At 32.9% G+C, this 26,204-nt stretch carries 21 protein-coding genes and 1 pseudogene; 14 read left to right on the top strand and 8 right to left on the bottom strand.

The annotated features are described in order from the left end of the window. Window positions 1–109 (top strand): annotated as a pseudogene (locus tag FLV_RS20040) (IS982 family transposase); the annotation flags it as partial. 485 nt (window positions 110–594) lie between these two features. Here the strand turns inward: FLV_RS20040 and FLV_RS17565 are convergent. From FLV_RS17565 to corA, 4 genes are all read right to left on the bottom strand, one after another. Further along, the gene (locus FLV_RS17565) at window positions 595–1,782 is read right to left on the bottom strand and encodes an acetate/propionate family kinase (protein ID WP_243235891.1); all 1,188 of its coding nucleotides are present in this window, start codon (window positions 1,780–1,782) and stop codon (window positions 595–597) included. A 78-nt stretch (window positions 1,783–1,860) separates the two neighbouring features. Beyond that, window positions 1,861–3,024 carry a hypothetical protein gene (locus FLV_RS17560; RefSeq protein ID WP_243235890.1) on the bottom strand — a complete coding sequence of 388 codons (1,164 nt, stop codon included), beginning with the start codon at window positions 3,022–3,024 and terminating at the stop codon, window positions 1,861–1,863. Between the two features lie 26 nt (window positions 3,025–3,050). After that, the gene (gene pta, locus FLV_RS17555) at window positions 3,051–5,144 is read right to left on the bottom strand and encodes a phosphate acetyltransferase (protein WP_243235889.1); all 2,094 of its coding nucleotides are present in this window, start codon (window positions 5,142–5,144) and stop codon (window positions 3,051–3,053) included. A gap of 73 nt (window positions 5,145–5,217) precedes the next feature. Continuing rightward, entirely contained in the window at window positions 5,218–6,288 is a 1,071-nt protein-coding gene (gene corA / locus FLV_RS17550; RefSeq protein ID WP_243235888.1) for a magnesium/cobalt transporter CorA, read from the bottom strand. A gap of 175 nt (window positions 6,289–6,463) precedes the next feature. Here corA and FLV_RS17545 point away from each other — a divergent pair, with 175 nt between their 5' ends. Next, on the top strand, window positions 6,464–7,066 hold the full coding sequence (locus FLV_RS17545) for a hypothetical protein (RefSeq protein WP_243235887.1): 603 nt from the start codon (window positions 6,464–6,466) through the stop codon (window positions 7,064–7,066). Between the two features lie 143 nt (window positions 7,067–7,209). Here the strand turns inward: FLV_RS17545 and dnaK are convergent, their stop codons facing one another. Further along, window positions 7,210–9,090 (bottom strand): molecular chaperone DnaK, encoded by a 1,881-nt coding sequence (dnaK, locus tag FLV_RS17540; protein ID WP_243235886.1) that lies wholly within the window; start codon window positions 9,088–9,090, stop codon window positions 7,210–7,212. Between the two features lie 343 nt (window positions 9,091–9,433). Between dnaK and FLV_RS17535 the strand changes: the two genes are divergently transcribed. From FLV_RS17535 to FLV_RS17520, 4 genes are all read left to right on the top strand, one after another. Then, window positions 9,434–10,045 carry a porin family protein gene (locus FLV_RS17535; RefSeq protein WP_243235885.1) on the top strand — a complete coding sequence of 204 codons (612 nt, stop codon included), beginning with the start codon at window positions 9,434–9,436 and terminating at the stop codon, window positions 10,043–10,045. Between the two features lie 87 nt (window positions 10,046–10,132). Continuing rightward, window positions 10,133–10,600: a hypothetical protein gene (locus FLV_RS17530; protein WP_243235884.1), complete on the top strand. Its 468-nt coding sequence runs from the start codon at window positions 10,133–10,135 to the stop codon at window positions 10,598–10,600. A 336-nt stretch (window positions 10,601–10,936) separates the two neighbouring features. Then, on the top strand, window positions 10,937–11,704 hold the full coding sequence (locus tag FLV_RS17525) for a DUF1796 family putative cysteine peptidase (protein WP_243235883.1): 768 nt from the start codon (window positions 10,937–10,939) through the stop codon (window positions 11,702–11,704). Between the two features lie 81 nt (window positions 11,705–11,785). After that, entirely contained in the window at window positions 11,786–12,223 is a 438-nt protein-coding gene (locus FLV_RS17520) for an acyl-CoA thioesterase (RefSeq protein ID WP_243235882.1), read from the top strand. Window positions 12,224–12,301: 78 nt separating this feature from the next. Here the strand turns inward: FLV_RS17520 and FLV_RS17515 are convergent, their stop codons facing one another. After that, on the bottom strand, window positions 12,302–15,310 hold the full coding sequence (locus FLV_RS17515; RefSeq protein WP_243235881.1) for a LamG-like jellyroll fold domain-containing protein: 3,009 nt from the start codon (window positions 15,308–15,310) through the stop codon (window positions 12,302–12,304). A gap of 227 nt (window positions 15,311–15,537) precedes the next feature. On the opposite strand from FLV_RS17515, the gene FLV_RS17510 reads away from it, so the two are divergent. From FLV_RS17510 to FLV_RS17495, 4 genes are all read left to right on the top strand, one after another. Beyond that, window positions 15,538–16,395 carry a mechanosensitive ion channel family protein gene (locus FLV_RS17510; RefSeq protein ID WP_243235880.1) on the top strand — a complete coding sequence of 286 codons (858 nt, stop codon included), beginning with the start codon at window positions 15,538–15,540 and terminating at the stop codon, window positions 16,393–16,395. A 302-nt stretch (window positions 16,396–16,697) separates the two neighbouring features. Continuing rightward, on the top strand, window positions 16,698–17,087 hold the full coding sequence (locus tag FLV_RS17505) for a DUF1398 domain-containing protein (RefSeq protein ID WP_243235879.1): 390 nt from the start codon (window positions 16,698–16,700) through the stop codon (window positions 17,085–17,087). Window positions 17,088–17,105: 18 nt separating this feature from the next. Continuing rightward, window positions 17,106–17,957 (top strand): sulfurtransferase, encoded by an 852-nt coding sequence (locus FLV_RS17500; protein ID WP_243235878.1) that lies wholly within the window; start codon window positions 17,106–17,108, stop codon window positions 17,955–17,957. Between the two features lie 21 nt (window positions 17,958–17,978). Beyond that, entirely contained in the window at window positions 17,979–19,211 is a 1,233-nt protein-coding gene (locus FLV_RS17495; protein ID WP_243235877.1) for an ATP-binding cassette domain-containing protein, read from the top strand. A gap of 194 nt (window positions 19,212–19,405) precedes the next feature. On the opposite strand, the gene FLV_RS17490 is transcribed toward FLV_RS17495, so the two are convergent. Both FLV_RS17490 and FLV_RS17485 read right to left on the bottom strand, forming a co-directional pair. Beyond that, entirely contained in the window at window positions 19,406–20,047 is a 642-nt protein-coding gene (locus tag FLV_RS17490; protein ID WP_243235876.1) for a protein-L-isoaspartate(D-aspartate) O-methyltransferase, read from the bottom strand. A 166-nt stretch (window positions 20,048–20,213) separates the two neighbouring features. Further along, window positions 20,214–20,363 (bottom strand): hypothetical protein, encoded by a 150-nt coding sequence (locus FLV_RS17485; RefSeq protein WP_243235875.1) that lies wholly within the window; start codon window positions 20,361–20,363, stop codon window positions 20,214–20,216. A gap of 405 nt (window positions 20,364–20,768) precedes the next feature. On the opposite strand from FLV_RS17485, the gene FLV_RS17480 reads away from it, so the two are divergent. The 4 genes from FLV_RS17480 (at window position 20,769) to FLV_RS17465 (ending at window position 26,204) form a co-directional block, all read left to right on the top strand. After that, a complete protein-coding gene (locus tag FLV_RS17480; RefSeq protein ID WP_243235874.1) occupies window positions 20,769–22,952 on the top strand; it encodes a prolyl oligopeptidase family serine peptidase in 2,184 nt (727 codons plus the stop codon). Window positions 22,953–23,353: 401 nt separating this feature from the next. After that, entirely contained in the window at window positions 23,354–24,427 is a 1,074-nt protein-coding gene (locus tag FLV_RS17475) for a sensor histidine kinase (protein ID WP_243235873.1), read from the top strand. A 2-nt stretch (window positions 24,428–24,429) separates the two neighbouring features. Then, complete coding sequence (locus tag FLV_RS17470) at window positions 24,430–25,152, top strand: LytR/AlgR family response regulator transcription factor (RefSeq protein ID WP_243235872.1); 723 nt, start codon at window positions 24,430–24,432, stop codon at window positions 25,150–25,152. A gap of 86 nt (window positions 25,153–25,238) precedes the next feature. Then, on the top strand, window positions 25,239–26,204 hold the full coding sequence (locus tag FLV_RS17465) for a Gfo/Idh/MocA family protein (protein ID WP_243235871.1): 966 nt from the start codon (window positions 25,239–25,241) through the stop codon (window positions 26,202–26,204).

Genomic DNA, 26,204 nt, shown 5'->3' with positions numbered 1-26,204 from the left:
CATCAAGAAAATGTTTCCAAGAACAATACACGCAGTTACAATTCAAGGTTTTCTAATAAAGCTAACTTTATTTGTATTTGGGCTACAATTAAATAAATCAATTAACTAGCAACTTGAATTAATTATTGAAGTGCAAAAACCTACAATTATAAACAATACAATGCTTCTAAGTATTAAAACTTATGTAAACAAATATTTTGGATAAACTTGGTATAATTAATAACTGCCAATTGGTCATTTTAAGAACCTCACAAACGAGCTCCGATATCATTGGACAAATACTCTAACCAAGTATAACATTTAGAATCGGTTAAGGCTTTTTTCATAAAATAAACTATTTTGTATTGTCATAAAAATCGAACTGACGTTATAAATAATTAAACCCAATGAGTGAAATTAAAAATGAGTGTCAGGCTGAGTCCATTCGTCTTCGCTCAGGATAAACTTAGTCGAAGTCCTTTCGTGTTCAAAAGCCTTCGACTCCGCTCAGGATGACATCAATTCCTTAAGTTATAAATGATGTTTCACTTCCAATTTTTATACTTTTTATAATCAAATCAATCTTTTTAATCAATTTCATCCTACGGGTTTAAATTAACTATTTTGTAATAAATGATATACCTGATTGGCAATTTCAAATTCTTCATCAGTCGGAACAACCAAAACTGTTGCTTTTGAATTTGACTGACTAATCTCTCTGACCTCTTTAGATCGGATTTGATTTTTTTCTTTATCTAATTCAATCCCAAAATAATCCATATCAGTACAAATCAATTGACGCATGTATGATGAATTTTCTCCTATTCCGGCAGTGAAAACAATAGCATCCAAACCATTTAAAACTGCGGTATAAGAACCAATTGTTTTTTTTATTCTGTAAGCATTCATTAATAAAGCCAATTGACAATCTTTATTTCCTTTCTCAGCTTGTGCTTCAATATCCCTAAGATCGCTATAGCCGGTAAGTCCAAGCATACCGCTTTGTTTCAACAAAACAGCATTCACTTCATCAGGAGTGTAATCTAAATTTTTAATCATATAAAAGATAACAGACTGATCGATATCTCCGGCACGGGTTCCCATTATCAAACCATTAGATGGTGAAAAACCCATCGTGGTATCAATACATTTTCCGTCTTTTACAGCTGCCATACTACATCCGTTTCCTAAATGAATGGTAATTATTTTTGAACTGTTTTCTAAAAACTTAATTGCTTTTTCTGAAACATATTTATGACTTGTTCCGTGAAAACCGTAAACACGAACTTTATTCTCTGTTAAAAGATAATTCGGAATTGCATATTTATAAGCCACTTCAGGCATAGTCTGATGAAAAGCCGTATCAAAAACAGCAATTTGCTCAGCCGAGTTAAAAATCTCCCCGGCCACATTAATACCTTCCAGATTTGCCGGATTGTGCAATGGCGCCAATTCAAAAAGCTGTTTGATTTTTGCTTTTACTTTTTCGTTGATTTTAACCGTATCGCTAAATTCGCTTCCGCCATGCACCACACGATGCCCTACAGCATCAATTTCGGCAGTCGATTTAATAACTCCTTTTTCAGGATCTAAAAGCATATTGGCAACTTTTTGCAAACCTATTTTATGAGTTGGAATTGGAAGTGATTCTTCAACTGAATTAGACGATGTTTTAAAAGTTACATTGGAAGTTTCCAAACCAATTCGGTCAATCATACCGGTACAAATCACTTCGTTTTCCGGCATAACCATTAATTGATATTTTATTGATGAACTCCCTGAATTTATTATTAATATTTTCATTTTTTATATTTTTATCTTTCCAAAGTCTCTCCGGAAAGAATTTCTAATAGATTATTTTTGGGCTGTTATTTGTACTTTCTATTTGATTCTTGCATTATCAAACTTATTGCTCTTAGAAATCTCATGAATCTTTTTCCTTAAAACTGTATCTAATTCTCCTCTTTTTACATTCAAATTATTTTCAATAAAAAGCAGCATATCTTCATCCGTTTTACTGTTATTAAAAAAGGACTTTAGCATTTCGATTCCTCCTCTTTCGATTGCCATATCACAAAGTAAAGCACCAATTACATATTGTGGATTAGTCTCCTGACCTAATTGCCAAAAATCATTTGGTTTATTTAAATCAATTTCAGAATGTTTTTTCAAATACTCATCAACTATTTTTATACTGTAAATCAATGATTTTGCACTATACGCATTTTCTCCTCCATAATAGGCTGATATCCCTGCTAATAATAACTCATTGGCATTTGGAAAATAATTGTTTATAATGTGTGTAATTTCATGTTGATTATTTTCACCTGAAAGAGCTGTTGCATATATTATATTATTGTACTTGTCATAAAACCCACACTCTTTTATATTTCCCATTGATAAAACATAATCAAATCCTTTTATTTTAAAAACATTTTCGCAATCAGCACAAATAAAATAATTTATTTTTTCAGGTTTTAAACTAAAGACAGAACAAATTTTTAACAGATACTCATTAGCTTCTTTAGCTTTTAGCTCATTAAAACTATAATTTGGAAAATAATGATATGTAATATTCCCAACAACTTTTGTTTTCCAGTCCTTAACAAGGGTAGGTTGATAATTAGTCAAATAATATTGGCTCTTAAATTTTGTCGCAACTATATTTGTTATAGCATAGACATCTAAACTCTCTCTATCAAAAAACATAGATTTTATAATATAATCTTCTTCATGTCTTGATATAGATAAAATCTTGTTATCCAATTGAAAATAATAAAGAGAGGGATTTAAAAAGCCTTCACTTTTAAGCAAATCATAACTTTTATACTTTAATTTATCACTTTCTAGCCAATTTGGATTGTTTGTTAATTCATCAGGATTTGATTTTAAATAATTCTTCCAAAGGTTAATAATTTGATTTCTATCTGTACTTAAAGTATCTAGTCCAATATTAGCAGAGACATTTTGCGCATTTATTGATAGTCCATATTTTATAAAAAACATTAAAATTAGAAGTGTTTTTTGGCTGCGTATGTATTTCATTTAATTCTTAATTCTATTTAATTAATTTACAATCCCTGTGCCTGAATAGCCGTAATTACCACAGTGTTGATAATATCATCAACGGTACAGCCACGGCTTAAATCGTTTACAGGTTTGTTTAAACCTTGTAACATTGGTCCGATTGCCAGAGCTCCTGTTTCTCTCTGAACCGCTTTGTAGGTATTGTTTCCGGTATTCAAATCGGGAAAAATAAGCACACTCGCCTGTCCTGCGACTTCAGAATCCGGCATTTTACTTTTCCCAACGGCTCTGTCAACTGCGGCATCATACTGAATTGGACCTTCAATTTTTAAATCGGGACGTTTTTGTTTTACGATTTCAGTTGCTGTACGAACCTTATCAACTTCATCTCCCTTTCCTGAAGCCCCTGACGAATACGAAAGCATCGCAATTTTTGGCTCAATTCCGAAAGCCGAACTTGAATCTGCCGATGAAATCGCAATTTCCGCCAATTGTTCTGCCGTAGGATTTGGATTAATCGCACAATCTCCAAAAACAGAAACACGATCTTCGAGACACATAAAAAATACAGAGGAAACTACCGATGAATTGGGTTTGGTTTTAATGAATTGCAGTGCAGGCAAAATCGTATGCTGAGTCGTGTGTGCGGCTCCGGAAACCATTCCGTCTGCATGACCTTTATACACCATCATCGTCCCAAAATACGACACGTCTTCCATTAAATCCCTTGCCGTGGTAATGCTCACATTTTTTGCTTTTCGAAGTTCATAATAGGTATTAGCATAATCTTCATAAAACTCAGACTCTATTGGATTTATGATGTTTATTTTAGAAAAATCAAACAAAATTCCGAGTTCTGAAACTTTATTTTCAATTTGTTTTTTATCTCCAATAATCGAAATATCAACCACATCCATAGCTAATAATCTTGAAGCGGCAATAATAATTCTTTCATCATTTCCTTCCGGTAAAACAATGTGTTTACGATGTTGTTTAGCACGTTTTACCATGTTATACTGAAACATTTTTGGCGTCATACCTTCTGCTTCAAAAGTGATTAACCTTTCTGACAAAGCTTCTACTTCAACATATTTTTCGAAAGTATTAATAGAAGTTTCAATTTTATGGGTGTTATTAGCGTAAATTTTAGATTTTATGGCACCAATTCTGTTTGTAATATGATATGTTCCGCCATCAACCGCAATAATCGGAACAATAGCCGAAAGTCCTTCTATTAATTTTAAAATACTTTCTTCCGGAAGGATATTTCCCGTAAGGATAATTCCCGAAACTGTTGGATAATTTACTGATTCGTTAGCTTGTAAAGCACCCAGAATAATATCTGAACGATCGCCGGGTGTAATTACCAAAGCATTATCATGCAAATGAACCAGATAATTATGCAATTGCATGGCTCCAACACTAAAATGCCCAATTTCGTTATTCAAATAAGTTTCTCCAAATAAAATTTTCGCATTCAATTCATTGACAATTTCCTGCATTGTCGGATTATTTAATGTCGAAATAATCGGAATTGTATTGATCAGTACATTTTCAGGCAAACTTTTCTGCAAACCTTTGGTCACCAATTCTATGTTTTCTGGCTGTACTTTATTAGCAAAAACCGATAAAACTTCGACTTCTTTAACTTTGAAAGAATCATAAACCAAATACAAACTGTCTACCAATTCTTCAAGTGTTTTACCCACTCCAGAACCTATGATTATGGTTGGAATTCCGAGGTTTTTGGCAATTAAAACATTCAGGTCTAATTCGATTGAAGTTCCCTCGCCGGTAAAACTTGTTCCTTCAACCAAAACAAAATCAAAACGCTCTTCGAGTTTTTTATATTTTTCAATAATTAAATCTAAAACCTCGCCTATTTTTCCTTTGTTTTTCTTCTTGATTAATTTACTCTTGGTGATGGCGTAAGCGTCATCAAACTTAATATCAAGGTTAAAATACGAAAGAACCGTTTCGATATGATTGTCTAATTCGCCATCGACAAAATCCTCTACAATAGGTCTAAAATAGCCAACCTTAGCTGTTTTTCCAATCAAAATACTCATTAAACCAAGCGTAACAATTGATTTTCCACTGTTATGATCGCTTGTGGCTATATATATCGCTTTACTCATAATAATAATTATTTATATTTATTCTAAATAATAAATTTACAGAATTCATTTTTTTTAACAACTCTAACAAACGTTAAAACCAACGTCTTTTTTTGAAATAGACAATTAGGGCTATTACCAATAAAAACATGGTTCCCATAACAATAAAATAACCGTTTTTTTCCCTAAGCTCCGGCATATAGTCAAAATTCATTCCGTAAACACCAACAATAAAAGTAAGCGGAATAAATATGGCCGAAATAATCGTTAGTGTTTTCATGATTTCGTTCATCTTCCGGCTTTGTTCCGAGAAATAAAAGTTCGACGCACTTTCCAATGAACTCATATCCGAATCAATTTGTTCTAAAAGCTCTAAACTTTTTTGATGCAATCTTATGAAAAAATTAAACGTTTCTTTTTGAATCAACTCATTTGTGTCATCATCTTTTATTGTTTTTAAATAATACAAGGAATCCCGCAGCGGAATAATCGAACGTTTTAAAAAATTAAAATTATCACGATGGTTTTCAATCTTTTCCAGAATAACCGGATCAGCTCCTTTTTTAGTTAAATCAATTAATTCCTCAATATTATCTTCCTCATCTTCAATTGTTATATAAAAGTTTTCCATCACAGCATCCAGCAATAAATAAAGCAGATAATCAACCTTTTTAGTTCTTACGATTCCGGCGTGTGTACGCAGACGCTCCCGTATGTGGGTAAAGAAATCGCTTCTTTTTTCCTGAAAAGAAATCAGGATTCCGTCTTTCAAAATAAAACTGAGCTGTTCTACCTTAAGACCGTCTGAGTATTCTGAAGGCAAAAGCGATTTGATATTAAAAAATAAAATATCCGGTTGTTCCTCCAGTTTGGTTCTTTTGGTTGTGTTTAAAATATCGGCGAGTAAAAAATCATCTACCTTAAAATGATCTCCAATTGTTTTAATGAGTCCAATATCGTTTAGCCCGTGAATGTTCAGCCAGTTATTTTTAGTATAATCAAAGCAGGAATTTAAGGCTAAAACGGTAAATTTTTCATATTCGATAACATCTGCGTCGTTATATACAAAAAGCTGCATCTCTGTTTCATGATCTTTATGAACCCCAGTATACTCTAAACTAGTATGCTGCAGTTTACGCCCTTTCTTGTATTTGATCTTTCTCATTCAAAAAATTTTACAATAGTAATATTACGAAAAAGAATCCGAAAAGGAAATGACAATTATCAGTTTGACAGGAAATATTTTCAATGACAAAATGAAATTTGTAATAAATTAACTACTTTTATTAATCCCGACAGATTTTTTAAAACCTGTCCGAATTCTATCCAAAAATATCTATATGCAAAAAATTGAAAATCTGGAATCAGGAAAATATTATCATATTTACAACCGTGGAATTAACAGCGAAAACTTATTTAAAGAAAACAGAAATCATGAGTATTTTCTAATGCTATACAATAAACATATCGATCCAATTGCAGAAACATTTGCCTGGTGTTTATTAAAAAATCATTTCCATTTATTAGTGAGAATTAAAACTTTTGAAGAAATCTTAAAGAGCCAAAAAGAATTTGAAATTAAAAAAATAATTCCCGCACATCAATCTTTTGGAAATTTATTTAACGCTTACACAAAAGCAATTAACAAAGGCTATAACAGACATGGTACTCTATTTGAAAGACCTTTTAAAAGAAAATTAATAGACAATGAATTTTATTTACGTTCGGTTATAAAATACATTCACTTTAATCCAGTGAATCATGGATTTTGTGAGCATCCAATAGAATATCAATGGAGTTCTTATTTAACTTGTGTTTCTGAAAAAACAACTAAACTAAAACGTGAAAAAATAATTTCTTTATTTGAAAATATTGAAAATTTAAAAACTTCGCATAATGAAAGAGAAAATTTTGCTTCGTTAGAAGAGTTTTTAAATTTATAACGCATAACAAACCCGACAGGTTTTAAAAACCTGTCGGGTTTAACCTTATCATTAATACATTATATAAAAAAAACCGAGTCATTTCTGACCCGGTTTTCATATTCAATTGTAAAGATGCACAGCAGTGCGTCTCTACGAGTAAATTATTTCACTTCTTCGAATTCAACGTCTTCAACATTGTCTCCAGATTGCTCTTGTTGTGGAGCAGCTTGCTGTCCTTCTCCGCCTTGAGCGTACATTGCTTCTGTAGCTGTTTTCCAGGCTGCATTAACATTGTCTAATCCTTTTTGGATTGCATCAAGATCCTGAGACTGGTGAGCAAATCTTAATTCAGTTAAAGCATATTCGATAGCTGTTTTTTGCTCATCTGTCAATTTATCTCCCAATTCTTTCAATTGACTTTCAGTTTGGAAAATAGTACTGTCTGCTTCGTTAATTTTTTCAGCTTTAGCTCTTAAAACTTTATCTGATTCTGCGTTAGCTTCAGCATCTTGTTTCATTTTTTCGATTTCTTCAGAAGTCAATCCAGAAGAAGCTTCGATACGGATATCGTGAGATTTACCAGTTCCTTTGTCAGTAGCAGTTACTTTAATGATACCATTTGCATCAATATCAAAAGCTACTTCAATTTGAGGAACTCCTCTTGGTGCTGGTGGAATACCATCTAAGTGGAAACGACCGATAGTTTTGTTATCAGCAGCCATTGCTCTTGCACCTTGAAGAACGTGTAATTCAACAGATGGCTGAGAATCAGCAGCAGTAGAGAATACCTGAGATTTTTTAGTTGGGATAGTTGTGTTAGCTTCGATTAAAACTGTCATAACACCACCCATAGTTTCGATACCTAAAGATAAAGGAGTAACGTCTAATAACAATACATCTTTTACATCTCCAGATAAAACTCCACCTTGAATAGCTGCTCCAATAGCCACAACCTCATCAGGGTTAACTCCTTTAGATGCTTTTTTACCGAAGAATTTTTCTACTTCGTCAGCAATTCTTGGCATTCTTGTAGAACCTCCAACTAAGATAACTTCGTCAATATCAGAAACAGATAAACCTGCATCTTTCAACGCTCTTGCAACTGGTGCCATAGAACGCTTTACTAAATCGTCAGTTAATTGTTCGAATTTAGAACGAGATAATTTTTTTACTAAGTGTTTTGGTCCTGAAGCAGTAGCCGTAACGTATGGCAAGTTGATTTCAGTTTCAGCAGAAGAAGACAATTCAATTTTTGCTTTCTCAGCAGCTTCTTTCAAACGTTGCAATGACATTGGATCTAAACGTAAATCAATACCTTCTTCAGCTTTGAATTCGTCAGCCAACCAGTCAATAATTTGGTGGTCAAAATCATCTCCACCTAAGTGAGTATCACCATTAGTAGACAATACTTCAAATACACCATCTCCTAATTCAAGAACAGAGATATCAAAAGTACCTCCACCTAAATCGTAAACAGCAATTTTTTGATCCGTTCCTTTTTTATCTAATCCGTAAGCTAATGCAGCAGCAGTTGGCTCGTTGATGATACGCATCACTTTAAGACCAGCAATTTCACCAGCTTCTTTAGTAGCCTGACGTTGCGCATCATTAAAGTAAGCAGGAACAGTAATAACCGCTTCACTTACTGTTTGACCTAAATAGTCTTCAGCAGTTTTTTTCATTTTTTGAAGTGTCATTGCAGACAACTCCTGTGCTGTGTATAAACGACCATCAATATCCACACGTGGTGTATTGTTGTCACCTTTTACAATTTGGTATGAAACTCTTTTTGCTTCAGCCGAAACTTCACCAAAACCTTGTCCCATAAAACGTTTAATAGAAGCAATCGTTTTTGTAGGATTCGTTACTGCTTGTCTTTTTGCAGGATCACCTACTTTAATCTCTCCACCTTCAACAAAAGCGATGATAGATGGTGTAGTTCTTTTTCCTTCTGCGTTAGGGATAACAACTGCTTCGTTACCTTCCATTACAGAAACACAAGAGTTCGTCGTACCTAAGTCAATTCCGATTATTTTACCCATTTTTTATATATTTAATTTTTGATTTAATTTTAAACTCATGTGGCATAAGTCAATCTTTGTGCCAATATAAAAAACCAAAGTAAATTGTCAGTTTTCATGTCTGCGTGCCAAAAAAAATCTGACAACATGGCATTTTAAAAACCTGACAGAAGTGACGCATCAGTGCTTTATGTGTCATTATCAGAAGCTACTTCCTACTGTCTACTATATCTTTACTACCAAATCCCGGCAACAAAATATAACGCTCTCATTCATGGCTAAAACACTTTATTCTTTTTATTTTTATGTTAAATGCTAAAAACATCTATATTCGTAATCTTAACACCAAAATTTTAAATATAAAATGAAGAAAATTACTTTTATCCTATTCTTATTATTCAGTACGATTAATACCTTTTCACAAAAAAACAGTTATGGTCTTTTATTAGGAGCCAATGCATACGATGTACAAATTAGCAACGTAGGCAACAGTGGTTCTTACAGTAAATACAATATTGGAGGTTTTTTTGAACATCAAATGAGTAATCGCTTCGGGGCTAAATCCTATCTGTTATATTCAAATACAGACAACGGAGATTACATTTTTTATTCTAATCCTGATTTTAACTTTAAAAATACCGAATCGAAAACATTACAACTTCATTTACTGATAAAATATGATGTTAGTAAAGAATATAATAAAGGTTTTTACATCTTAGGTGGATTAAGAGGTACACAACTGTTAAATGTTGAATCTGACCGGTTCAACAATTTAGATGATGAATTCTTTAAAAAGACAAACTATGGAATTTTATTAGGTGTTGGGGTAAATTTCGCTAAACATTTTAGCTTAGAATTACTTGGCGATCGAAACATAACAAATCCTAACAGGTCAGATAATTATAAAGCTAAGAATCTTGGTGCCTATTTGAATTTTTTAATTAATATCGAATCACTTCTTAAAAATAACCAATAATAATCAAGGAAACGAAACCTGACAATTATTAAGTATCATTAGCAGAATGGTATTTGTAAAATTCTAACGAACCAAATCAAAAACATCATGAATCAATCATTAGAAAATCAATTTAACGAATTCGAAAAGCCATTAATTATCAGAAGAAAACTTTTGCCATGGTGGATCAAAACCTTCTGTTGGATCTTTATGATTTTAGGAGTTTGCGGTATTGGAGCGATTATTGGAAGCGCTTTTACTGAAAATGTCAATTTATCTATTTATGGATTTTCAAGCAACACGGCTTACTCCGTAACCGGAATTTTTATCATTGCAATTATAACACTTAAAGGATTTACGGCTTATTCACTTTGGTTTGAAAAGGATAATGCAGTATCAATTGCCAAAATCGATGCTATTTTGGGAATTGTAATTTGTGTAATTTCTATGTTCGCAATTCCATTTATAACAGAAAACTCTCATTTTGATATTAGACTGGAACTTTTATTATTAATTCCATATTATCTAAAACTAAACAAAATAGAATACGAATGGGATAATCAGGAAAGTTTATAAACTGAATATAAACCTAAAAAAATCATTTTAGACAAAATCATGAAAACAAAAAAATATATTATATTTAAGTATTAACAATACTCATAATACATTTATATGGTGTTTATCTTTCAAGTTATTAACATTTCTATTTAGAGTTTTATTAATGAATTGAATAATGGTAAATGTTGTTGTTTTGAAAAAGATTCTTAATTTGAAACCCACAAAAAAATTTAGCATAATTACGTCTAATCACAAACTGGTCACATAATTCAAGAAAGACTGTTTTGTTTTTTTCTTACTAAAGAAAATAATTTTCACCAAAATACATTTCACAATAAAAAGACTACAATCGCAATGAAAAAAATATTCAAAATGTTTTTACCAAACAGACTTTTCGTTTTAATAAGAAATTACAAAAATTATAAAATAAAACAAGAAGGCAGAAAACAAAAAGAATATGAGTTTGATATAATTTTCAGCCTAGGTAATTCCTGTCGTCCCGCATACTATTTAAGAAAACATAAATTAAGAATATATGCAAATCCCTTAGATTGGATGATGGTTTACTCTTTAGAAACTGTCGTCAATTTATATCAATCAAAATTTAATGATTTTTTTATTAATTTTTCAGAACATAAACAAAAACCAAACTGGTTTACAGATGTTAAAAACAATATCACTTCTGTTCACTATCCAGAAATTAAATATGATAATAAAACATTTAATAAAAGAATGAAAAAACGTTTTAATAAAGTGAATCAAAAATTAAAGAAAGCAAATAAAATTTGTTTTCTTTCTCAAAGAAACGAAAAACAAACCAATTTTATTGATTTTTTAACAAAAATAGGCAATCTTTATTCTGCAGAAATAACTTTAATAAATATAAAACACAATGAAGAAATAGATGGAATTATTTTACCAGTTAAATACAGTACAAAAAAAATATCTGACCAACTTAAATTAATTGAGTATGAATTCAATGATATTCATCCAAACGGTAACGATTGTAACACAAATTCTAATTTCTGGATTGGAAACGTTAATTTTTGGGATGAAATAGTTGGAAAAATTCATATAAAAACAAAGTTTATACCTTATCTTCTAAAAAAAGAAAGCTTATAAAAGCTATATATACATTTTTATTTTCCTCCTGTTTTTATTCGTAATTTCGGCTTTTAAAATTATTTAAATTACAATTACAAAATGGCTTCATTTATTAAAGAAATATCTTTTCGCTGGTCAGATCTCGATCCAAATTTTCATGTTCGTCACAGCGCTTATTATGATTTTGGTGCACAGCATCGTATCGAAATTCTTGAAGAACTTGGTCTGACTTTAAGAGTAATGCAAACACAGGGTTTTGGACCGGTTTTGTTTAGGGAAGAATGTGTTTTTAGAAAAGAATTAAAACTTTCGGATAAAATTTTCATTCACACCAAAACCTCCAAAATGAAAGCAGATGCTTCGCGCTGGTCTATCATTCACGAATTTAGAAGAGAAGATGATACACTTTGTGCCACCATTACAGTAGATGGTGCCTGGATGGATACCAAACTGCGCAAACTGGCTTCTCCAACGCCTGAGATTGCTGTTGAAGCACTGAGTATTTTCCCAAAAAGCGATGACTTCGTAGGGCTTTAAATAAAATCTTATTCACCATAAATACAAAAACCGTTACAAATCAATGTAACGGTTTTTTTTCGGTAAACTTGGCTTGTATTATTCTGCTACAATTTTATAATTGCTGTTTAAATTTTCTCCGGAAACATTTAAGATATAAAGTCCTGATACTTTTTTATTTGCAATGTTTAATTTAAAAACTCCATTTCCGTCAGATGAAATTTTTTCCTTAACAATAATTTTCCCTGTTACATCGCTTAATGTTGCTGTAACGTATGATTCTTTATAATTTGGAATACTGATAAAAATCTGTTCTTTTACTGGATTAGGATATACAGTACCACTAACTTTATTTTGGGTAAATTTATCATTATTTAATAATGCCTGATTGTACAACTGTGTTATCTCTGTTGCATTTAATGCATAATTAAATATTTTAAGTTCGTCAAATAAACCTTTGTAAGGTGCCGGAGTAGTATTGGCAAACAGCTCAAGAGCCCCGATATTTCCAATCACTAAATCTGTTGGCTCTCCAATACCCACAGCTGTTCCTGTTGCATCAGCCTTTTCATTGGTAAAAACCCCATTCGTATATATTCTTAATTTAGATGCCGTAACATCTCTCATGATAATCACATTCACCCAATTTCCTGTAAAATAACTGGTCGCTGCTAATGATGATGCAAGTTCGGTTTTTGTTTTATCATCATCTATCGCAAAACGCAATTGATTACTTTTAATTTCTACATTAAATCTTCTTCCTGTTGCGCCTGTCGTCGTATTTTTTGTCATCGACCCTTTGCATAATATATAGGAGCTCAATGTCGAACCTGTCGGTATTAAACTGGCATCAGCTTTCATCCAAAATGAAACAGTAAAAGAATTTTTATCAAATAAAATATTATCCTGATTAGGAACGCTTACCATGAGTTTATTAGGCGTTAATGTTGTAAAATCTATGGCTTTGTTCTCTTTTCCGGCTACTCTGACATTACTATTGTCGAAAGCCGCATCTAATTGTCCATTGTTTGCATATCCTGAAATATCTTCAATTTGCTGACCATCTCCAGCTGTTTCCTTAAACGGCCAATGACCAACAAGTTCCGGTGTCAGCGCACGGAAATTCCATACATCGCCTGTTATTGTTCCTTTAGCATTAGAAGCATCAATTCTCCAATAGTACGTTATTGCCGGACTTAATCCTGTGAGTTGATATACTGGAGCAGCAACATAAGCTACATCGCCCAATTTTGCTAAATTTAAAGGATCAGTACCAAAATAAACAGCATAAGTTGTTGTGTTTGTACTTCCACTCCATTTCAGCGTTAAATTCCCACTTGTTAACTGAATGTTAGTAAGTCCTGTAGCCGGATTAGGTGCAGATGCTTTAACTGGAGCTGACGGAATTGGCGGTGTAGTTACAGATGCTGTTTCATATACTGATGATTCTGTGCTGTTTTTTGCTTTAACTCGATAATAATATTGCGTATTTGGAACCAAACCAGTGTCATTATAACTTGTCGCATTTGCTCCAAGGGTAGCGATTACATTAAAATCAGTACCGTTATCTGAACGTTCTACGATATAATTATCCTCATTAGTCGCACCGTCAATCCAGTTAACAGTCAAAGAACTCGATGGCGGAACTTCAGTAGAAACCACATTAGTAAAATTCACGTTTGATGGCGGAATAACAAAATCGGTTGGAGTTGTATTTATTAATCCGTTAATATAAACTTCGATATTCAGGTAAGGGGCATTTGTTGTGCTTACCAATAACGCATCAGCAGTATTTTTATCTAATCCGTTGGCGTCTTCCCATGCATCCGGCATACCATCGTTATCAGTATCCAAAGAAGCAGGAGCACCATAAACATGTCCTGCACCATTATTGATAAAACTAAATTGTTTTGCAAAACTGGCTCTGTCATACATATAAGTAGCTACTGTTCCTTTTGATATCAAGTCAGAAATCATCAAATTATCAACCTGATCACGTCTTGGATATGAAGCTCCCACGCTTGCCACGATTTTATCATAAGCATCCTGAGCTGTCAACGTTGGGGTTTTCATTGGATAATCATAAGGTGTTGGCAAAAGAGTTGCGACATCTCCGGTAGGGTACCCTGTTAAGTCGTAAGGAACTAGTGTCCCGTTTAACACACCATCTTTATTATTATCAAAATAATTGCCCGCACCATATAAAGAGAAATTATCGTTCCCGCGATTAAAAGGTGACGAAACTGTAGCACTTGTATTTGGTCCTCCTATAAAATAATTATTGATAATGTTAACATCTGAGCCTCCTGCAGAATCTCCACCCATAATGTAGGCATCTCCAGATTCAGTATGTCCGTAAGTATTTCCATAATTACCCCAATTGTAAACCACATTGTTTACAAACTCATTAATCCCTTTTATTTTATTGTTTCGTGTTTTATTACCGATATATAAATTTCCAATTAAACTTATCTTACCTCCATTTGACGGCTGCATTAATCCCCCGGCAGAGTGGTTGTGACGGTGCAGACCATGACCTATAATACAATTCTGAAGAGTTATATTATCAGGACTAATCCCTTTATTGTCCCAATTGATAGAAAATACTTCATCTGTCCCCCAGGTAAAAGTCATGTGATCCAAAATAATATTTGCACCATTTGATATACCTGATGCATCTTGACCTTGAGTGTTATCCCCATAACGAACACGAAGATAGCGTCCTATCGTGTTACTGGATCCGGAAAAGGATACTTTACCAAGAATCACTACCCCTTCACCGGGAGCTGTATGTCCGGCAATTGTAGTGTTGGCTGCGACTGCAATGGCTGAGGATAAATTTATGATACCTCCTACTTTAAATATTACAAATCTTCCTTGCTGACTAACCGCATCACGAAAGGATCCCGGTCCACTGTCATTTAAATTGGTTACTAAATAAATCTGAGGATTTGCAGCTCCTCTCGCTCCTGTGGTAAATCGTCCAAAACCGGTAGCTTCCGGAAATGCTAATGTCTGGGCATTTAAATCACTGTAGAAAGTGATTAACCCGCAAATCATAAAAACTTTAAGCGCATGCTTAAATGTTAAAGTAATTTTTTTGGTCATAATTTGGTTAAATTGGTTAAATAGTCGTAACCAATTTAACTATAAGCTTTTGAGGCACCGTCCTGTTCCATCCTGCTTGCAATAAAACCTTATAAACGGTTTTGATTATATACTTGAATATTTTTCAATTCTTTTTTACACAACTATTGTTATTATTAACCTCCACAAAAGCAAAACTTCGTAAATTAGCTCTTCAACTTTAGAATTTTTCATCAGAATCAAAACTTATGATCGACTTCTCAAAAGATTTCAGAATTGTTTTTTTTATTGCCATTATTGCTATAACAACATTTATTTTAGGTGCTGTTGCAGACAAAGCCCTTCGTTATTTATTATATCGCAAACTCAATAATAAAGAATATGATGCAACCGGTTTTAAATTTCTTAAACATTTAATTATTACCATAATTTATATTCTGGGATTCGCTTTTGCCTTAATTCAAATTCCCGAATTCAAAATTATAGGTCACTCCTTTTTGGCCGGAGCCGGAGTTATTTCTTTAGTCGCAGGTCTTGCATCTCAACAAGCTTTGAGTAATATTGTCAGCGGAATTTTTCTGGTAATTTTTAAGCCGTTTAGAATCAATGATAAAATTACAATCAATGATTTCGTTGGTACCGTTGAAGATATAAACCTGAGACAAGTGGTTTTAAAAGATGCTGAAAATAACCGAATTATTATTCCAAATTCAGTAATCAGTAATCAAATTATTGTAAACACTAATATGCATGATACCAAATGCTGCAAAATAATTGAAATCGGAATTGGTTATGAGTCTGACGTCGAAAAAGCATTAGAAATTATGAAAGAAGAAGTTGCAAAACATCCGCTTTTTGTTGATACCAGAACTTCTGAAAGTAAAAAACAAAAAGAACCTCTGGTTATCGCAAGAGTTGTGGCTTTGGCAGATTCAAGTGTAACTTTAAAAGCGTGGGCATGGGCAAAAAATTCCACAGATGGTTTTGTTATGTACTGCGATCTATTACAGAGTATCAAAAAACGTTTTGATGAAACTGAAATCGACATTCCCTATCCACAAAGAGTGGTTACGATAAAAACAGATCAAAATCAGCCTCATCCCTAAAAGCAACATTATTTACACAGCCTGTTTTATACGAATTTAAAAATTCTGAAAGACCAACACTGCTAATCATCAACCAGACATAGAACTATTTTAGGAAAAACCGTTTGTCTCTCAATAAATCAGAAGAACAATGAAAAATTATGCCAAACTAGGTAAAAAAAAGACAAAAAGCCATTCTGAATGCCAAACTCATAGAAATTACAAAAACAGAACATTTGCCACATATCGAATCTTTTGATCTATTTATAAAATCATTAATCGTATTTTTGAAGCAATAAAAGTAGAACCTTAAATCAAATTTTATGTTTACAATCGAACAAATAAAAGAAGCGCATGCCAAAGTCAAAAGCGGTGCAGATTTTCCAAATTATATACAGGATTTAATCATTTTAGGTGTAAAAGGCTACGATACCTTTGTAAATGACGGGCATGTTGAATATTATGGCGTCAATAATTATTCTGTTATTTCAGAGGAAAAATATCCTGAAATAAAAGTCGAAGATACAGCCAACAAAGAGCGTTTTATAGAATTTCTGTTAGCACATCAGGATGGTCAGACCAATTATATTACATTTTGCAATCATTCCGGACAATGCGGAATCGCGAAATGGCGTGTTGACATTATTGAAATGACCTGTACCTATTTTGACAAATCAGGTGCTGAAATTGTAATCGAAAAAATTCCGGGTTAATCTTTAGAACAAATTCAGATGTCGCAAAATTGGTCGCCAATAATCAGTTCCGAAGAATTGCTTCAGCTAAAAAATTCAGCTGAAGTTATTTTAGTTGATGCCAGAGCCGGACTCAATGTCGAACAAAATTATAAAAATGAACATTTAAAAGATGCACGCTATGTCGATTTAAACCGCGATTTAGCTACTCCGGACTGCAACCCTGCAAACGGTGGAAGACACCCTTTGCCTTCATTAGAAAAATTTTCTGAAGTGCTGTCTAAACTAGGCATTACCCCAAAAAATCATGTTATTATTTATGATGACAAAAACGGTTCGAACGCTGCATCAAGATTTTGGTGGATGCTAAAAGCAGTTGGTCATGAAAAAGTACAGGTTTTAAATGGCGGTTTTCAGACAGCCATAAAAACCGGTTTTCCTGTAAGTTCTGAAACTGAAAGTTTTGATATTGCTGAAAAATATCCTGTTACAGACTGGCAGCTCCCTTTAGCAAATAGTAAAGAAGTAGATCAAGCCCGAAACAATCCTGAAAATATAGTCATTGACGTAAGAGATAAAAACCGGTTTGACGGCCTTACAGAACCACTTGATTTAATTGCAGGTCATATTCCGGGTGCAGTTAATGTTCCGTTTAGCGAAAATTTAGATGAAAACGGTTTTTATATTTCTGCCGAAAAACTGGCTAAAAAATATACTCAAATTTTAGGAAATGTAAAACCCGAGAATGTAATCATTCATTGCGGTTCAGGGGTTACAGCCTGCCACACACTGTTAGCTATGGATTATGCCGGGATTCCGATTCCACAACTTTATGTGGGCTCCTGGAGCGAATGGTCGCGAAATAATCTGCCAATGGCAACCAAACAATAATATCCTTTCAAGAAATACATAATGCATCAAAAACAACATTGGGACATTCTTTTAACCAATCAGGTAAATAAAAAAAAGTTCATCGACACCTTGCTTTCCGGCGAAGCAAAAGAAGAATTAGCCGTTTTTAACACCCAAAAAGGAATTTTATTTTCAGATATTTCAATTGAAAAATTTATAGAAAGAGAATATCAATACGAATCTGTTGAAGCTTCTCCTGAGTCACACAGGCAATTGCGAACCTTTTCTTCCGGCGAACGCAAAAAAGAGTTCTTAAAATACTGTATCAGTCAAAATCCGGATTTTATTATTTTTGATAATCCTTTCGATCATTTAGATCAGGCTTCACGTTTGGCCTTGGCTCTTTCTTTAGAGAAACTTACGGATACAATATCTATTATTCAGCTTGTAAATCGTACGGTTGATTTAATGGATTTTGTATTGAATAAAGTCCAAATCAAAGACAATTCATTTACTTTATACCCTATTTCAAAAAACGAAAGCCATTTTAAAACCTTAAATACAGCTGCAATTCCAAAGGCTCATGAACCGGGTACTTTTCACGAAAGTGAATTAATAAAAATGGATAATGTTTCTGTAAGTTATGAAGACAGAAAAATTCTGAACAACATTTCATGGACCATCAAACAAGGCGAATTCTGGCAGTTAATTGGCCCGAACGGTTCAGGTAAAAGCACTATTTTATCCTTAATTACGGGGGATAACCCGAAAGGCTACGGTCAGAATTTATTTTTATTCGGAAGAAAAAAAGGAAGCGGCGAAAGCGTTTGGGAAATCAAAAAGCAAATCGGCATTTATACGACTGCTATGATGGATTTATTTCAGAAAAGCCATACACTGGAACAAATGATTCTGTCAGGCTTCTTTGACTCGATCGGATTGTATATTGAGCCAACTACTTTGCAAAAACAAATCGTCGCACAATGGCTGGAAGTAATTGAAATGAGTCATCTAAAAAAGAAACGTTTCATAGATCTTTCAATCGGACAGCAAAGAGTAGCGCTAATTGTTCGTGCCGTTTTAAAACACCCGCCTTTATTAATTCTGGACGAACCTGTTGAAGGTCTTGACGATGAAAATGTAGATTTAGTGATTCAGTTAATTAATACCATCAGGCAGGAAACAAACGTAGCCATTTTGTATGTTTCTCACAGAATAGAATCCGGTCTGGCTCCTACTTCAATTTTTGAGCTTTTGCCTTCAGCTACGGGATCGGTTGGGAGAATTAAATAAGTAGCTTTATCCTACTTAGAAACGAAATGTCATCCTGAGCGAAGTCGAAGGCTTTTTACCATGAAAGGACTTCGACTAAGTTTATCCTGAGCGAAGACGAATGGACTCAGCCTGAGACCTGATTTCAGTTATATCTAACTAATTAAATCATAAAAAATGCCCCAAAATAAATTTAATATTTATGGGGCATTTTTTTAGTTTTTATCTTCTAATAAAGGAACAAAACGAAACTCTCCAAATTCATGTTTTTCAAATTGTGTTTCGTTTTTTCGAATTAATAAGGTCATAATCTGAACATCTTCTCCAAGCGGAATAACCAGTCTTCCTCCTATTTTTAACTGTGCCATCAAAGGCTGCGGAATAAACGGAGCTCCTGCCGTAACAATAATACTGTCAAACGGAGCATAATTCGGAAGACCTTTATAACCATCTCCAAACGACAGATGTTTGGGTCTGATATTCAATTTTGGAAATAAATTAGAAGTCGTTTTAAACAGCTCTTTCTGTCTTTCGACACTATACACTTTTGCCCCCAGCATAAACAAAACAGCAGTCTGATAGCCTGACCCTGTACCGATTTCGAGAATTTTATGATCTTTTTTTACTTCCAGCAGCTGCGATTGAAAAGCAACAGTATAAGGCTGCGAAATAGTTTGCCCCGCTCCTATAGGAAAAGCCTTATCCTGATAAGCGTAATCTTCAAAACTTGAATTTAAAAAAAGGTGTCTTGGGATCTTTTTTATCACTTCTAAAACTGCTCTGTCAGTAATCCCTTTTTGTTCTAAAGTGCTTACTAATTGATTGCGAAGTCCTTGATGTTTGGCAGTATCTTTCAAAATGGGTAGGTTTTATTTTCGCAAAAATAAGAAAGTAAATCAATTTTAAATACTTTCCTAAAGAATGTTTTCAACTCAGAAACTTCCTTCAAATTAATAAAAATGTAATTCATTTACCATTCATATACTTATATTGACCGTTCATCATTTTTTAAAAAAAATTAATCTAATGTGTTCCTACTTTTGAATCATCAAAAAGGAAATAATAACTAAAAAACAATATTTTAAAAATGAACACTTCAAAAATCACAACCGCTACCGAAATTTTAAAACCATTAACGATTGGTTTCGCTATTGGACTTGCTACTAATCTCATTAGTTTTTTAATTCACTTGTAAAAAATCACCAATCAAATCACCAATCAAATCATCAATCAAATCATCAATCAAATCATCAATCAAATCATCAATCAAAATAATCTAAAAAAACATTCATCATGGAAACCAGCAAAACAATCAACATTTTTAAAATTGTTAAATCATTCACAATAGGAGTTATAATCGGATTTGCACTTTACAAATTCATTACAGTAATCCTATAATTAATTCAAATCAATCATCTCAAAAAAATCAATCAGCATGGAAACTAAAAAAGAAATAAACGCTTATAAAATTGCAAAATCATTTGTAGTAGGATTTATCATAGGATTTGCACTTTATAAATTCATCACAGTTGTCATTTTTTAATTAAAATTAATCATCAATCAAAAAAACAGTCATTTATGAAAACAAATACATTCAAAAAAATAGCTTTTCTTAGTATCGGTATCGCTTTTACAGGAAATTCTTTTGCACAAAACAAGCAAGAAAAAGCACCATCTGTTCCTGTTACCGACACTTATTTCGGAATAAAAATTGAAGATCGATACCGAAATCTCGAAGATTTAAAAAACGAACAAACTCTTTCCTGGATGAAGGCTCAGGCCGATTATACCAATACTATTCTAAATTCAATTCCGGGAAAACAAAAAATTATTGACGAATTAGTTTCTATTGATAACAGACAAACCGAAGCTATCAACGGATTGCAAATTATGGACAACGGAACCTATTTTTATCAAAAAACGACTCCAAAAGATCAAGTTGCAAAATTGTACAAAAGAAACGGCCTAAAAGGTGTTGAATCGTTAATTTTTGATCCGGAAAAGCTGAAAGGAGAAGGAAAAGATACTTATGTCATAAGCTCTTTTTCTCCTAACAAAAGTGGAAAACTAATTGCTGTAAACGTTGCTAAAAATGGTGGCGAAATGAGCAAAATGCTACTAATAAATGTAAGCGACAATAAAATTTTATCTGAAAGAATTGACAAACTAAGATTTGGAAATGCTAATTGGTTAAAAGACGACAAATCCTTTTTGTACATACAATCTCCAACAACCGATATTCACGATGCTAAAGCACAAATGAATATTATTACAAAATTACACGTTGTAGGAACCGAAATTGCTACAGACAAATTGATTTTTGCTAAAGCTAATTATCCAGAGCTTAATATTGCCGATGAAGAAATTCCAATTGTTGGATACGATGTTGATAGTGATATGCTTTTCTTTTCACCATACTCTGTAAATCCAAACCAAAAAGTTTTTATTGCCAAAGGCGCTGATTTGAATAAAACAAAAATTAGCTGGAAATTATTGACTGACAGAAAAGATGAAATCAAAAGTTTTGCTTTTAGTGCGAAGGATATTTATCTTCATACCACTCTAAATGCTCCAAAATCTAAAGTTTTAAAAACAAGTATTACCAACCCAAATCTTGCTACAGCAACACTTGTGATTCCAGAAGACAAAGAAGCTAACTTAAATCCGATTACGATTACCAAAGACGGAATTTTCTATACAAGAACAAAAAACGGAATAGAAAGCAAATTACATTTTACTGATTTTGAAGGAAAAAAACATCAAGAAATTAAAACCCCAAAAAAATCAGCTACTATATCTCTAAGTGCACGAGGGAATAAATTTTCAGATCTTTGGGTTACCACCACGGGTTGGACAACCAAAGGAGAACGCTATAGATATGATGTTAAAAAAAATATTTTTACAAGAGAACAACTTTCTACAATTATAGATTATCCAGAATTTGAAAACTTTGAAATTGAGGAATTAATGGTAAAATCGTATGATGGTGTTGAAGTTCCATTATCGATAATCTATAAAAAAGGAACTCCAAAAGATAAAAACACACCCGTTTTATTCTACGGTTATGGTGCTTACGGAATGTCAATAGCACCAAGTTTTAATCCAAGTTTACTTTTATGGGTAGAAAGAGGAGGCATACTTGCTGTAGCTCACGTAAGAGGAGGTGGAGAATTAGGCGAAAAATGGCATTTGGAAGGACAAAAAAGTAAAAAACAAAATACATGGAAAGACGTTATAGCCTGTACCGAATATATGATTAATGAAGGGTACACAAACCCAACAAAAACCGCAATATATAGCCGAAGCGCAGGAGGAATTTTCGTAGGAAGAGCCATCACAGAAAGACCTGATTTATATGCAGTAGCCATTCCGGGAGTTGGAAGCATGAATACAGTAAGAGGAGAAAATGCTCCAAACGGACCGGCAAACACACCTGAATTTGGAACTATGAAGATTGAAAATGAAGCAAAAGCTCTTATCGAAATGGACTCGTATTTACAACTAAAAGAAGGTGTAAAATATCCTGCAACCTTAACAACTGCCGGATTTAATGACCCAAGAATCATTGTTTGGTCACCTGCAAAATTTGCTGCTCGATTGCTAGAAGTAAACACTTCTAAAAAACCAACTCTTTTTAAAGTAGATTATGAAGCAGGTCATTTTGGAGGAGCCTCAAAATTAAAATCTTATGAAGAGGTTGCAGATGTTTTAAGCTTTGCTCTATGGCAAGTTGGACATCCTGATTTTCAAATTAAAAAGTAATAAGTAAAAATGTAACTTTGGCAATTTAAAAATTGCCAAAGTTTTTTAAACTTAAAATTATGATCAAATTAGTTATAGCTTTGACTATTTTCATAGCAAAATGGTTTTTCTAAATTTATATTAAAATAACCTGTTAGGTATAATTAGTTTTTGATAATAATTTTTCGTCAGTTCGAGTGATCCCGATTTTTCATCGGGATTGTATCGAGAACAGAAAAATTATCATTAAAAACGGTTCTCGATACACGTCACTTCGAGTGCGGAGCGTATCGAGAAGTTTTGTTCCGTTTCTCTGCACAAAAAACACTCGAACTGACGTTTTTTAATAATTACAGACAACGGGTTAAATAATATTCAAAATCTTGGTTATTAATCCCTTTGGATCCTAAATAAATAAAGCAATGTTTCAAAAAAAGAATTACGTTTTCATTTTAGTGCAAATCATTATTTGGACTATCTATTTAGGAGTACTCATTATTCCTCAAATTATCGTTCCGGAGTTAAACTTTTTAGGATATAAAAAATGGCATCTGTTATTAGATTACTTTTTTGGTATCTGTTTGCTTACAGCGGTTTCAATGGCTTTAAAATATGTTTATGACCGATATATTAAACTGGATGACTTTAAGTTTTGGGAAATCATTAAAATGCTCATTTTAATTTTTACGTCTGCAATTCTTCATTATGTAGCATTGATCGCTTACAATTATTTAATGCTTCATTATATATATCACAGACCTGAGGTTTTAGATCATCCATCGCAATCAGCAAAAGCACACGTAATCTTTATTTTTATAATGGCATCTGTTTTCTTTCTTTGGATAGTTGTTTACACCATTTACCAAACAACGTCGCAGATCAGGAACAACAAGATGGACCGAATGGAAATTGAAAACACCTTAAAAGATTCACAACTGAATGCTTTAAAAGGCCAGATCAATCCTCATTTTATGTTTAATAGCCTGAATAATATTCGAGGATTAATTTTAGAAAATCCAGAGAAATCCAGAGAAATGATAACAAGATTGTCTGAAATGCTTCGTTATTCGCTAACAAAAAACGATGTAACTAAAATTGCTTTGGAAGAAGAAATTGAAATGGTAGAAAACTTTATCGAAATTTCGAAAATTCAACTCGAAGAACGCTTACATTTTATTTCTGAAATTGAAAAAGATACATTAAAACTACAAATTCCGCCAATGATAATTCAAATGTTGATAGAAAATGCTGTCAAACATGGAATTGCTAAATTAAAAGATGGTGGGCAAATTGCATTAAAAACCAAAAAAGAAAACAATAATCTGATTATTTTAGTTTCGAATACAGGAATACTCACTATCGAAAAAGATTCTACTGAATTAGGAATTAAAAACATCGAAAAAAGACTGCATTTAATTTATGGAGAACAAGCCAGTTTTAAATTGCAGGAAATAGAAAATGAAGTAGTTGCCAAAATAATTATTCCAATATATTAGGTATGAAAAAAATAAAAGCGGTCATTGTTGAAGATTCTCGTTTGGCGAGAAACGAATTAAAAGAATTAATCAAAAATCATCCTGAAATTGAAATTATAGGAGAAGCAGAAAATGTAGACTCAGGTTTTAAATTAATACAGGAAACACAGCCCGATTTGCTTTTTTTAGACATCAACATGCCTGAAAAAGATGGTTTTGAATTGTTGGAAATGCTCGACAAAATACCCATTACAGTTTTCACAACTGCTTTTGACGAATACGCTATTAAATCTTTTGAGTATAATGCTTTGGATTATTTATTAAAACCAATAAATCCAAAAAGATTTGCTCAGGCAATTGAAAAAGTTAGTCAGAATTTAATCGAAAAAGAAGAAAAAAACAGTAAAAAACTAACTTTAAGCAATCAAATTTTTATTCGTGACGGCGAAAAATGCTGGCTCGTAAAAATTTTCGATATCTTTTTATTTGAAGTTGACGGCAATTACACCAAGATATTTTTTCAGGATCAAAAAGCCATAATCAATAAATCGTTAAATCAGATCGAAGAAAAATTACCCGAAGATTTTTTTTTCAGAGCCAATCGAAATCAGATTATAAATGTAGAATATATTGCCAAAATAGATCCTTGGTTTAGCGGTAATCTCTTAGTGCATCTTCCAAAAGAGATCAAAGTCGAAATATCCCGAAGACAAACCAATAACTTTAAAGAGAAATTAAGTCTTTAAAACTATTACAAAATATTTTTACTTTGTCTTAACTAAACTTTCACTTTCAACAAATAAATTCTATTTTTGTTTAAAATACATTTCTCATGTTAAAAGTAGGAGTTTTAGGTGCTGGTCACTTAGGTAAAATACATTTACGCTTATTACAACAATCTGACCAATACGAATTAGTTGGATTTTACGACGAAAATCAGGAAAATGCCGAAAGAATTTCAAAAGAGTTCGGCTATAAAAACTTCAACACAATTGCAAAATTAATCCACGCCGTGGATGTAATCGATATTGTAACCCCAACCCTTTCGCACTACAAATGCGCCAAAGTAGCCATCAAATCAGGAAAACATATTTTCATAGAAAAACCTATTGCCAACACTGTTGAAGAAGCCGAAGAAATTATCGCTTTGGCTAATGAATACAGCGTAAAAGGTCAGGTTGGTCACGTAGAACGCTTTAACCCTGCGTTTATTGCCACCAAAAACATGATCGAAAATCCGATGTTCATCGAAACACATCGTTTGGCTGAGTTCAATCCTCGCGGAACTGATGTGCCTGTAGTTTTGGATTTAATGATTCATGATATTGATGCGATTTTAAGCGTGGTTAATTCAAAAGTTAAAAATATCAATGCCAGCGGAGTTTCAGTAATCAGTGAAACCCCAGATATTGCCAATGCCCGAATTGAATTCGAAAATGGCTGTGTTGCTAATTTAACTGCCAGCCGAATTTCGATGAAAAACATGCGTAAAACTCGTTTTTTTCAAAAAGACGCCTACATTTCGGTTGATTTTCTGGAGAAAAAATGCGAAGTGGTTCGTATGAAAGATGCTCCTGAAGTTCCGGGAGATTTTGACATGATTCTTCAAAATGCTGAAGGTGTAAAAAAACAAATTTATTTTACAAATCCGGATGTTGAACAAAACAACGCCATTTTAGACGAATTAAATTCATTTGCAGATGCCATCAATAACGACACAATTCCGGTTGTAACGCTTGAACAGGCTACAGATGCACTAAGAGTTGCCTATCAGATTATTGATTGTTTTAAAAAATAA

The organism is Flavobacterium pectinovorum, assembly GCF_022802975.1.
Classification (GTDB): Bacteria; Bacteroidota; Bacteroidia; order Flavobacteriales; family Flavobacteriaceae; genus Flavobacterium; species Flavobacterium pectinovorum_B.
This window is presented reverse-complemented; position numbering and strand designations above follow the sequence as displayed.